The following is an 11,397-nucleotide window of genomic DNA, read 5'->3' on the forward strand; positions in this document are numbered from 1 at the left end:
CATCATTTCGTTGTCTGGCGCAGCAGCATGGTGCCACCGCGCTGGGTAAATTCAAGTTTGTTCAGCGCGCTCATACCGAGCAGCACCTGATTGCCTTCCAGGCCTGGCGCGACCAGCGCGCGAACATCACGCAGCACGATATCGCCCAGTTGCAGCCGGTCGATGCGGGTTCGATAACCCTGGCTCAAACCGTTGGCCGTGCTCAGGGTCACCCCGAAGCCTTTGTCCAGTTTCAGCCGTTCGGCCAATTCCTGCGGGATCGACACATCGGTCGCCCCGGTATCGAGCATGAAATCCACCGGCTGGCCGTTGATCTGGCCGCTGGCGACGAAATGCCCCTGGTTGTTGCCAACCAGTTTCACTTCGACAAAACCTTCGCCCTGCTGCGAACTGACCACCGCATTAGGGTTTTGCTGACGTTCTTCCAACTGCCCGAAAAACCGTGTCGCCAAAAACAATGCCGCGCACCAGGCCAAGATCATGAACACCCGAGCGGCGCGTTTGCCCGGCGGTTGCTGACTCACGGTTTGGCGCTCCAACCACCTTCAGGCGCGGCGAAGCGCCAGACAATCGGGCGGACTTCACCATCGGCGCGGGCACCGAAGTTGTTGTCGACACCAATCCAGGCACCGTCGGCATCAATGATAAACGCCTCTTCCAGCCCATAGTTCTGTGAGTAACGACGGTTTTCCTGCAACAACTCGGCGGCATACGACCAACAGCGCTCGACTTTGGCCGTTTGCGGGTCGCGACGACAGATCTGATAGGCATTGCGTTCAAGGGTAAACAACTTGCCGTTGAACAATGACAGGTCGGAAAAATCCCGGTTAACCGGTTTGGCCTTGGGAAACTGCGGCGGTTGCATTTCCATGCCCCCTCGCTCAACAGCACACAGCCACCGTCACAATCCCACACGGTCTGTTTGCGCTTGATCCGCAGTAAACCACGGCTTTGACGCTCGGCGGCGAGCCACATCTCGTCGCCCGCCGGGTTGATCGCCAAGCCTTCGAACAGCGCATTGAATTGCAGCAGCATGCCACTGGCCCGCGCTTCGCGGACCAGCATCGGCGAGATTTTCAGCCACGACGCAGTACCCTGCGGCGACACTTGCAGCACGGCCGCGTGGCCTTCGCTGACAATGTAGCGATTGCCGGCGCTGTCACAGGTGATGCCTTCGAAATCCAGGTCCCCACCGCGCACGAAAGACGCCGCCCAATTACGCGAACTCAATCCCAAGGGCAAACCGCTGTCGGGCACGGGTGGTACGTCGAGGCGCACGGTTTCGGCTTGCCAGGTGTTGGCGCTGGTGTCGAGACGGTAGATTTGATCATCGTCGCGATCGGAAACAGTCCACAGTTCTTTGCCGCATTGGGCCAGCCCCGACAGGTTGCCGCCGCGCATGCCATCGACGGCATGTTCGGACAACAGGCGCAGCTCTGGCGCCGGTTCGGCAGACGCCGTTACCGAGACCAGCAGCAACGCACACGCCAGGGCAAAGCCAAACCGCATCAGCCCAGAACCTCGGCCAGGTTGCCTTTGGATTCCAGCCAGGACTTGCGATCACCGGCGCGTTTCTTCGCCAGCAGCATGTCCATCATTTCGGCGGTGGCGTCGTAATCTTCCAGCGTCAACTGCACCAGGCGCCGCGTGTTCGGGTCCATGGTGGTTTCGCGCAGTTGCGGCGGGTTCATTTCACCCAGACCTTTAAATCGGGTGACCTGCGGCTTGCCGCGTTTCTTCTCGGCCACCAGACGGTCAAGGATGCCATCGCGCTCGGCTTCGTCCAGGGCGTAGTAAATCTCTTTGCCCAAGTCGATGCGGTACAGCGGCGGCATCGCGACGTAGACGTGACCGGCATCCACCAACGGGCGGAAGTGCTGGACGAACAAGGCGCAAAGCAAGGTCGCAATGTGCAGACCGTCGGAGTCGGCGTCGGCAAGGATGCAGATCTTGCCGTAACGCAGCTGGGCGATGTCTGCCGAGCCCGGATCGACACCGATGGCCACGGCGATGTTGTGCACTTCCTGGCTGGCCAGCACTTCGCTGCCGTCGACTTCCCAGGTGTTCAGGATCTTGCCGCGCAACGGCAGGATCGCTTGAAACTCTTTGTCCCGCGCCTGCTTGGCCGAACCGCCGGCGGAATCACCTTCGACCAGGAACAGTTCGGAACGCATCGGGTCCTGCCCGGCGCAATCGGCGAGTTTGCCCGGCAATGCCGGACCCGCGGTGACGCGCTTGCGCTCGACCTTCTTGCTCGCCTTCAGACGACGGCCGGCGTTGTTGATCGCCAGCTCCGCCAGCAGCATGCCGGTTTCCGGGTTGGCGTTGAGCCACAGGCTGAATGCATCCTTGACTACACCGGAGACAAACGCCGCCGCTTCACGGGACGACAGTCGTTCTTTGGTCTGGCCGGAGAATTGCGGTTCCTGCATTTTCATCGACAGGACGAACGCAATGCGTTCCCAGACGTCTTCCGGCGCCAGCTTCACACCGCGCGGCAGCAGGCTGCGGAACTCACAGAACTCGCGCATCGCGTCGAGCAGGCCCTGACGCAAACCGTTGACGTGGGTACCGCCCTGAGCCGTAGGGATCAGGTTGACGTAGCTTTCCTGCACGCTGTCGCCGCCTTCCGGCAACCACAGTAGCGCCCAATCGACCGCTTCTTTATTTCCGGCCAGGCTGCCGCAGAACGGCTCGTCCGGCAGACGCTCGAAGCCGTTGACCGCGTCTACCAGGTAGGAGCGCAGGCCATCTTCGTAGTGCCATTCGACTTTTTCGCCGGTGGCCTTGTCTTCAAAACTGACCAGCAGCCCCGGGCACAGAACGGCCTTGGCCTTGAGCACGTGCTTGAGGCGGCTGATGGAGAATTTTGGTGAATCGAAATACTTCGGGTCCGGCGCGAAGAACACGCTGGTGCCGGTGTTGCGCTTGCCGACAGTGCCAATGACTTCCAGCTCGGTTTTCTTGTAACCGTCAGCAAAAGTCATCTGGTATTCATTGCCGTCACGCTTTACGCGGACACGGACTTCGTTCGACAAGGCGTTGACCACGGAAATACCTACCCCGTGCAAACCGCCGGAGAACTGGTAGTTCTTGTTGGAAAACTTGCCGCCCGCATGGAGTTTGGTGAGGATCAGCTCGACGCCCGACACCCCCTCTTCCGGGTGAATGTCCACCGGCATGCCACGGCCATCATCGCTGACTTCCAGGGAGTGATCGGCGTGCAGGATGACCTGCACCGACGTCGCGTGCCCGGCCAAGGCTTCGTCGACGCTGTTGTCGATGACTTCCTGGGCAAGGTGGTTCGGCCGACTGGTGTCGGTGTACATGCCGGGGCGTTTACGCACCGGGTCGAGGCCCGAGAGGACTTCGATGGCGTCTGCGTTATAAGAGCTAGCGCTGGGAGTGGCCATGGGGTCTCGTCGTCCTTCAGTGAAAAGAGTGTTCTGTGAAAAAGAGGCGAAGCTATAGAGCGGTGAAATCAATCGACTGATACAAATCTGCGCCGATGCCGGCAAAACTCAACATGGCCGGCAATTGTTCGGCAAAGCCCTGGAAACCATGGTCGCCGCCGGCCTGGATGCGCAAGGCACAGGCTCGGTAATACTGCTGGGCGAGGCGGTAGTCCAGCGTTTCGTCGCCGGTCTGCAACCACACCTGATAGCGCTGCGGATCCTGGGGCGCCGGCACTTCCAGCTCGGCCAGGGCCGTCACATGGTCGTGGGTCAATTCCCAGGCTTCATCGGTATACAGGTTTTTCTGCGTCCCCAGATACCCGTCAAACATCCGGTGCGGACTGACGGCAGGGTTGATCAGCAGGGCCTTGAGGCCATGGTGCTCGGCCAAGTAAGTGGCATAGTAGCCGCCGAGTGAGCTGCCGACCAGCAGTGGCCGCCCCAGCGCTTCAATCGCCCGGTTTAGCTGACCGATGGCCTCGCGCGGGTGGTGATGCAAGGCCGGAACCCGCAATTGATCGCTCAAGCCCAGACGGTCCATCACATTGATCAACTGACAGGCCTTCTTCGAGGCCGGCGCGCTGTTGAAACCGTGGATATAAAGGATCGAACCGGACATTTGAGCTCCCTGTGCGTCGGTTAAAGAGGCGCAGTTTACAGGGAGTCGAGACGTGTTGGGTGCCGGCATCCATCGAAATGAACACAGCCCCGCAGGAGCTGCCGAAGGCTGCGATCTTTTGACTTTGATCTATAGGGGCCTGAAAAAGGTCAAGATCAAAAGATCGCAGCCTTCGGCAGCTCCTACAGGGGCAGTCAGTAACCGTTAGAACCGTAATCGACCGTGAAGTCGAAGCCGGTGACGCGCTCCACACCGGTCTCAATCAGCCCATCCGGCATCAGCCGCAACCACCGATACCCTGGTGCCTGCTCCCCGACCTTGAAGTCCTCACTCCCCGGCTCAAACTGAATGCAGGTCGAAGGCGAAGCGATCAGCCGTACCCCATCGCGCATTCGATCAATCTCCTGATGCACATGCCCCCACAAAACCGCACGCACCTGAGGAAACCGATCCAGCACCGCAAACAACCCCTCAGGATTGCGCAACCCGATCGGCTCCATCCACGCACAACCAATCGATACCGGGTGATGGTGGAAACACACCAGATGATGCCGCTCCGGCGCCTCACTCAATGAACGCGCCAGCAACTGCAACTGCTCATCCTGCAAATACCCCGGCACCGAGCCGGGCACCGCCGAATCGAGCAGCGTGATTCGCCAATTACCGATATCCACCACCGGTTCCAGCAACGCACTGTGTACCGCCGCCTCGGCCATGATCAGCGGTTCATCATGATTGCCGGGAATCCACCGCGCCGGCGCATCAAGCTGCCGCGTCAGGTCGCGAAACTGCTGATAGGACTCCAGCGTCCCGTCCTGGGAAATGTCGCCACTGGCAATGATCAAATCAATCTGCGGCTGTTGCAGCCGTACCAGATCAATGACCTTTTGCAGGCTGTCGCGCGTGTTCATGCCCAGCAGCGTGCCGTCCGCCTCGGCAAACAGGTGACTGTCGGACAGCTGTACCAGCAACGCCGAATCGGCGGTGGTCAATGTGGATACGCTCGGCAAGACGCTCTCCCTGGGCGTGATCGCGGGATTAAATATAGACCGCAATTATGCTGGGGGAAGGTTAAAAGAGGAAACCGCTGAACCGGACGCAGTTCACATCTATCGAACGACGGCGTACTCGTGCCCACACGCCAGACAGTGACTCAGCCATTCCCCCAGGAACAAATTGAGCTGTGCCTTTTCATCTGGCTGATGCATCGCGGCGTTCGGGTAAGGATAGATGCCCCGGAAGCGTCGTGCATGTTCAGCGCTGACGACCTCGGCCATGCACGCATCGTGGTAGACCTGAACTTCCAGTTGCGGCACCGGCAGCCACGGCAGGCTGTGCTCCTGGCGCACTTGCAGGGTGGTGGTGTACGGACAGACCTGCAGCACTTCCAGCGCCAGCACGCCGAGCATCTGATCGCCCTGGGTCACGGCAATGCGCCGCGCCTCAGGCTCGCTGCGCATGTCCGGCAGCAGTCGCATCAGGCGCGCGTAGTTGGCCTCGCAGGAGGCTTGCAGCCCCACGAGGTCAACCCGGTAGCGATCGCGCAGCTTGTTTACGACCATAACCCCCTCACTTCAGCGCGGTTCAAAGCAAGCCATTGCAAAGCAATGATGCTGGCCGCGTTGGCAATTCGTCCATCGCGCACGGCCTGCAGGGCATCTTCGAACGCCCAGACCGTGACGCGGATATCTTCCGCTTCTTCTGCCAGTCCATGCAGCCCGCCTACTCCAGTTGTGTCGCAACGCCCCAGGAACAAGTGCACGAATTCGTTGCTGCCGCCCGGCGATGGAAAATATTTGGTCATCGGCCAAAGCGCCCCGAACACAAGCCCAGCTTCCTCCTGCGCTTCACGGTGAGCAACTTCTTCCGGCACTTCGTCTTTGTCGATCAGACCAGCGACCAGTTCGATCAGCCAGGGGTTGTCGGTCTTGCCCATGGCGCCGACCCGAAACTGCTCGATCAGCACCACCTCGTCGCGCTGCGGATCGTAAGGCAGCACGCAAACTGCGTCGTGGCGCACGAACACTTCACGATTGATCTCGCGACTCATGCCACCGGCGAACAATTCGTGGCGCAAATGCAGACGATCGAGTTTGTAGAAGCCCTCGTAGCATCTTTCGCGCTGAACGATATCAACGGTGGTTGGAATGGCGTTGGCAAAATCAGTCATGACAATCCTCGTTTACTGCTTTCCGTTACGAGGCTCCAACCTCGACTTCGCGCCATCCTAACGCGCTCGCGCCGTTTGATGCAGCCCCTTTACCGTCATCGGGATAGACGGTGAGGGCGAAACCAACTCTAATTAGCTTAGTGGCGAACTGACTGCTTCGTTGATAGTCGAAGCGGTAACTTTTTGCCTTTCCCTGTTTTATGAAGGACGCCCATGTCGCTTTTTAAAATCGCCTCCGTGGCCGCCATCGCCCTGACGTTGGGCGCCTGTCAGAGCCTGTTCCAACCCAACTACCGGACACCGCTGGACACAACCCGCGATGCATCGGAAACCTTGAAACCAGGTTGCTCCACGCCTGAATGCCCATTGGTGAACATCGATACCGTGCATTTTTCCGCGGAGCCACAACTGGATGGCATCGTCGAAAAGCGCCTGCTGCAATTGACTCGAACCTCCCCCGACGCTCCGGTTGCACCGACCCTGGCCGCTTACCGCGAACAGTTTCTGCGCACCGCCGAACCGCACACCAGCAGCTACTTGCAAGCCAAGGTACGTGAGCAGCATGACGGCTTGGTGATCGTTGAATTGTCCAGTTACCTGGACACCGGCGGCGACCATGGCACACCGGGCCGCGCCTTCATCAACTACTCGCGTCAGCAGCACAAGGTGCTGACCCTGTCGGATATGCTGGTGCCAGGGCAGGAAGAAGCGTTCTGGAAAGCGGCGCAAGTGGCGCATAACAGCTGGCTGATCAGTACCAAACTTGACCAGGAAGCCGAGTTCGTCAAGAGCTGGCCATTCGTGAAAACCCCGCTCGTGGCCCTGACCTACGGCGCGGTGATCCTCAAGTACAACGTGAGCACCATTGCGCCGTACGCCCTGGGCCACATTGAACTGAAGATCCCTTACCCGCGCCTCAACGGCATTCTCAGGCCCGAGCTGTTTCCCGGCCGTAACTGAAGGCTCGACCGAGCACCAGCTGCAGCAGCCCTGCCAGTACCAGCGACGGCAGGGTAGCGCCGATGTCCGGACAGAGATTGGCCAGCAAGTGATAGGTGCTCACGCCCCCCAGCCAGGCGAGCAATGCCGGCCAGCGCAATGCGGCTGACGCCACCTGGCTGCTGCGTTTGCGCAGGATGAAGTGATCCACCAGCACCACGCCGAACAGCGGCGCAAACACCGAACCGATCAACAGCAGGAAGTTCTGGTACTGGGCCAATGGCGCCAGGCAAGCGATCAGCGTGCAGATAACGCCGATGGCCAAGGCCAGATGTTCGACTTTCAAGCGCAGTAGAATCCCGCTCGATACCGCCGCCGAGTGAATATCGGCAAAGGCGTTTTCTGACTCATCCAGCAGAATCAGCAGCAGCGGAATCCCCAGGCCAGCACCGGCCAGCGCCAACAGCAAGGCATTCACTTCACCGCTCGGCGCGAACGCCAGGGTGTAGGCGACGCCCAGGCTCATCAGCCAGAAATTACCAATAAAGAAGCCCAGCGCGGTGCCGCCGAAGACGTTTTTCGCACGCTTGCCGAAACGCGAGTAGTCGGCAATCAGCGGCAACCAGGACAGCGGCATCGCGATGGCAATGTCGAAGCCTGCGGCGAATGGCATCGAACCGTCACCTGCCTGCGCCTCTAGTCAGCTATTCGGAGGCGCTGCTGATTTTTCCAGGGGCTTGGAGAATCGGTACGATACCGGTATCGACGGGCGCAGATGACTCACTCGCGGCTTCGTGAATTTGCTTGCCGGTGGGCAGGTCTATGCCGAAATCTGAAGTAGCGCACACTTTGGCACTAACTACAGAAAAGGATCGGCGGAAAGTAAGTGTCCGAAGCCAGCAGGCAAACTTGAACGTACGCTCTATGGGATCTCCTACATTCCATAACCGGGAAGTTTAATCAGCCAAGAACATTGTAGGAATCGCCCCTCACAACAAACGGAAAACCGAATGAAAAAACAGGACCAATCCGACTTAACAATCTCTCCAAAACCGTGAATAGTAATTCCATTTGACAATAAAAACCATGGAGTGGCCATCATGAACAACACTGACATACTTACCCTACAGAAAAATCTACGCACCGTTATCTCTGAAAGCGAAACAATTGAAAGCCTATGGACCACATGCATCAATTCAACAAAAGAGATTAACTTTGACTATTTCTCCTATCACATTCAGCACCCTATACCTTTTTCAAACCCAAAAATATATACCTACGGAAACTATCCTCTTGACGTTTCAAGATTACTTACCACAAAAAAACCCCACACAACTGCAGGACAGTTTAGAGTCGAACCAGAAGACTTAGAACCCTTAAACCAAACACAAAAGAAAGAAGCTGAAAGCACAATAAACCTAGATGACCGTATTTTCTTCATAACTCAATCAACTCGAAAAACAGAAGGCATAACAGAGCATTTTGTCTTAGCAAGAGCACACATTGAAATCGACCGCATCGAGTTGAAAAAGGCACGCACTATAATAAAAACAATGACAGATGAAATTTCCAGAAAACTAGCTGAACTAAACAATGGAGCCTCACAAACAGTAACTCTATCACCTAGAGAAAAAGAAATATTACTCTGGGGTGCAGATGGAAAAACCTCAGAAGAAATCGCGATAATTCTCGGCCTCTCGCAAGACTCAATAAACTTCCACCACAAGACAATACAAAAGAAATTGAATACTACCAACAGGGCTCAAGCCATTGCCCACGCTATAGTCAAAGGTTATATTTGAAACCAAAAACAGGATACTCACATGAAAAAAATCGATAATCATATTATTGTCATTGGCGGCGAGTCCGCTAGAGACATGCAGCGCATGACACCTATCGACGAGTATATATGTTCACTTACAGATAAAATCAATCCAACAATCCTATACATCTCGACAGCCAATGGCGATGACTTGGTCAAAATCTCCAACTTTACTGAAAAGTATAAAGGGGCTGAGTGTACCGTTACCCCGCTGACGTTCTTCATACCGCCTTTTCCTCACGCAGACCATATTTCATCCCTGATTGATCAAGCGGATATAATTTATGTCGGAGGTGGTAATACGCGAGCGATGTTGGCAATTTGGCGCGAATTTGGTGTGATCAGTCTTTTGAAGAAAGCATGGGCAAAGGGAAAGGTTTTGTGTGGGGTCAGTGCCGGAGCAATTTGCTGGTTCGACTATGGACACTCTGATTCAGGAGGCTCTTTCGCGTTGATCAGCGGCATTGGTCTACTCCCCGGCGCCCTATGCCCACACTTCAATTCAGAAGCTGGACGAGAGGCTTCCTTCGTTGAAATTATTTTCGACAAGAACATTTATCCCGCCTACGCGGTAGATGACGGCATAGCGCTGCATTTCAAAAATTGTCAATTCCATAAGAAGGTCTATAACGACGCGTCCTGTCGCGGCTATGAAGTCAATGCGCGGTCGTCCTATGTAAAGCCGCTATGATCCGGACTATCAATGATATGTTGGTGCCAGGGCAGGAAGAAGCGTTCTGGAAAGCGGCGCAAGTGGCGCATAACAGCTGGCTGATCAGTACCAAACTTGACCAGGAAGCCGAGTTCGTCAAGAGCTGGCCATTCGTGAAAACCCCGCTCGTGGCCCTGACCTACGGCGCGGTGATCCTCAAGTACAACGTGAGCACCATTGCGCCGTACGCCCTGGGCCACATTGAACTGAAGATCCCTTACCCGCGCCTCAACGGCATTCTCAGGCCCGAGCTGTTTCCCGGCCGTAACTGAAGGCTCGACCGAGCACCAGCTGCAGCAGCCCTGCCAGTACCAGCGACGGCAGGGTAGCGCCGATATCCGGATAGAGATTGGCCAGCAAGTGATAGGTGCTCACGCCCCCAGCCAGGCGAGCAATGCCGGCCAGCGCAATGCGGCTGACGCCACCTGGCTGCTGCGTTTGCGCAGGATGAAGTGATCCACCAGCACCACGCCGAACAGCGGCGCAAACACCGAACCGATCAACAGCAGGAAGTTCTGGTACTGGGCCAATGGCGCCAGGCAAGCGATCAGCGTGCAGATAACGCCGATGGCCAAGGCCAGATGTTCGACTTTCAAGCGCAGTAGAATCCCGCTCGATACCGCCGCCGAGTGAATATCGGCAAAGGCATTTTCTGACTCATCCAGCAGAATCAGCAGCAGCGGAATCCCCAGGCCAGCACCGGCCAGCGCCAACAGCAAGGCATTCACTTCACCGCTCGGCGCGAACGCCAGGGTGTAGGCGACGCCCAGGCTCATCAGCCAGAAATTACCAATAAAGAAGCCCAGCGCGGTGCCGCCGAAGACGTTTTTCGCACGCTTGCCGAAACGCGAGTAGTCGGCAATCAGCGGCAACCAGGACAGCGGCATCGCGATGGCAATGTCGAAGCCTGCGGCGAATGGCATCGAACCGTCACCGGACTTGGCCCACAACGTGGCCAGATCGGCTTTGGCGAACAGGTTCCAGGTCAACCAGATGCAGGCCGCCAGCAGCAACCAGATGCCCCACTTACGCAGGATCTGCCGCACGAAAGTCAGCGGGCCGCTCACCGCGAGCAAGGTCGCGAGTGCGCCGAACACCAGGGTCCAGAGCAGAGGATTGGACAGCAAGCTGCCTTCGCTGAAGGCGCGAGCGCCGAGCAGGCTGGCGGCATCGCGCATGACGATGATTTCGAACGAGCCCCAACCGATCAGTTGCAGCAGGTTCAGCACCGCGGGCAGGCTCGCGCCTTTTACGCCGAGACTGAGCTTGAGCGCGGCCATCGACGACAGGCCGGTGTCGCTGCCGATCACGCCGACCGCCGCCAGCAGCAAAACGCCGACCAGCGTGCCGAGAAAGATCGCCAGCAGCGAGCCGGACAGGCCCAGACCTGGCGCGAGCAAAGCGCCGGTCTGCAAGACCATCAGGCCGATGCCGAGGGAGAACCACAGGGAAAACAGATCGCGGCCGCCGAACACACGTTTGTCGGTCGGCACCGCAATATCAGGGGAATAGGTGCTGGGTTGAATGCTCAAGGGTGTTATCTCAGAGGGACATTTGTTGTTGTGTTGACCATCACCGCCTGTAGGAGCAAGGCTTGCCCGCGATGGCGATCTCAGGGGCGCTATCGCGGGCAAGCCTTGCTCCAACAAGAAAACAGCGCCAACCTTGAGAGGCCGGCGC

Annotated in this window: 9 protein-coding genes and 4 pseudogenes; 4 read left to right on the forward strand and 9 right to left on the reverse strand. The window is 57.5% G+C overall.

Annotated features, from left to right (window positions below; translation table 11 throughout):
- Positions 1-2: 2 nt before the first annotated feature.
- The 7 genes and pseudogenes from JFV26_RS02900 to JFV26_RS02930 form a co-directional block, all read right to left on the reverse strand.
- Positions 3-524, reverse strand: coding sequence for a TIGR02281 family clan AA aspartic protease (locus tag JFV26_RS02900; RefSeq protein WP_201189563.1), 522 nt, complete (start codon positions 522-524; stop codon positions 3-5).
- Positions 521-1,509, reverse strand: a pseudogene (locus tag JFV26_RS02905) (esterase-like activity of phytase family protein). Before JFV26_RS02905 ends, JFV26_RS02900 begins: the two are co-directional and overlap by 4 nt.
- Positions 1,509-3,413, reverse strand: coding sequence for a DNA topoisomerase IV subunit B (gene parE, locus JFV26_RS02910; protein WP_201189565.1), 1,905 nt, complete (start codon positions 3,411-3,413; stop codon positions 1,509-1,511). The pseudogene JFV26_RS02905 and the gene parE overlap by 1 nt, the downstream one beginning before the upstream one ends.
- A 52-nt stretch (positions 3,414-3,465) precedes the next feature.
- A complete protein-coding gene (locus tag JFV26_RS02915) occupies positions 3,466-4,074 on the reverse strand; it encodes a YqiA/YcfP family alpha/beta fold hydrolase (RefSeq protein ID WP_201189567.1) in 609 nt (202 codons plus the stop codon).
- A gap of 194 nt (positions 4,075-4,268) precedes the next feature.
- Positions 4,269-5,084, reverse strand: a complete 816-nt coding sequence (gene cpdA / locus JFV26_RS02920) for a 3',5'-cyclic-AMP phosphodiesterase (RefSeq protein ID WP_201189569.1) — start codon at positions 5,082-5,084, stop codon at positions 4,269-4,271.
- 99 nt (positions 5,085-5,183) lie between these two features.
- Complete coding sequence (locus JFV26_RS02925) at positions 5,184-5,636, reverse strand: DUF1249 domain-containing protein (RefSeq protein WP_123510868.1); 453 nt, start codon at positions 5,634-5,636, stop codon at positions 5,184-5,186.
- The gene (locus tag JFV26_RS02930; protein ID WP_201189571.1) at positions 5,627-6,244 is read right to left on the reverse strand and encodes an NUDIX domain-containing protein; all 618 of its coding nucleotides are present in this window, start codon (positions 6,242-6,244) and stop codon (positions 5,627-5,629) included. Before JFV26_RS02930 ends, JFV26_RS02925 begins: the two co-directional genes overlap by 10 nt.
- A 213-nt stretch (positions 6,245-6,457) precedes the next feature.
- On the opposite strand from JFV26_RS02930, the gene JFV26_RS02935 reads away from it, so the two are divergent.
- Positions 6,458-7,204, forward strand: a complete 747-nt coding sequence (locus JFV26_RS02935) for an RsiV family protein (RefSeq protein ID WP_201189573.1) — start codon at positions 6,458-6,460, stop codon at positions 7,202-7,204.
- Here the strand turns inward: JFV26_RS02935 and JFV26_RS02940 are convergent.
- Positions 7,173-7,883, reverse strand: a pseudogene (locus JFV26_RS02940) (cytosine permease); the annotation flags it as partial. The gene JFV26_RS02935 and the pseudogene JFV26_RS02940 sit on opposite strands and share 32 nt — an antisense overlap.
- Positions 7,884-8,283: 400 nt before the next feature.
- Here JFV26_RS02940 and JFV26_RS02945 point away from each other — a divergent pair.
- From JFV26_RS02945 to JFV26_RS02955, 3 genes and pseudogenes are all read left to right on the forward strand, one after another.
- Entirely contained in the window at positions 8,284-8,985 is a 702-nt protein-coding gene (locus tag JFV26_RS02945) for a LuxR C-terminal-related transcriptional regulator (RefSeq protein ID WP_201189576.1), read from the forward strand.
- 21 nt (positions 8,986-9,006) lie between these two features.
- Positions 9,007-9,696, forward strand: a complete 690-nt coding sequence (locus tag JFV26_RS02950) for a Type 1 glutamine amidotransferase-like domain-containing protein (RefSeq protein WP_207203827.1) — start codon at positions 9,007-9,009, stop codon at positions 9,694-9,696.
- A pseudogene (locus tag JFV26_RS02955) lies at positions 9,696-9,989 on the forward strand (RsiV family protein); the annotation flags it as partial. The gene JFV26_RS02950 and the pseudogene JFV26_RS02955, both read left to right, overlap by 1 nt.
- Here the strand turns inward: JFV26_RS02955 and cytX are convergent.
- Positions 9,958-11,249 (reverse strand): annotated as a pseudogene (gene cytX, locus JFV26_RS02960) (putative hydroxymethylpyrimidine transporter CytX). The pseudogenes JFV26_RS02955 and cytX sit on opposite strands and share 32 nt — an antisense overlap.
- Between the last annotated feature and the right edge of the window lie 148 nt (positions 11,250-11,397).

The sequence above is a fragment of the Pseudomonas sp. TH31 genome, from assembly GCF_016650815.1.
Classification (GTDB): Bacteria; Pseudomonadota; Gammaproteobacteria; order Pseudomonadales; family Pseudomonadaceae; genus Aquipseudomonas.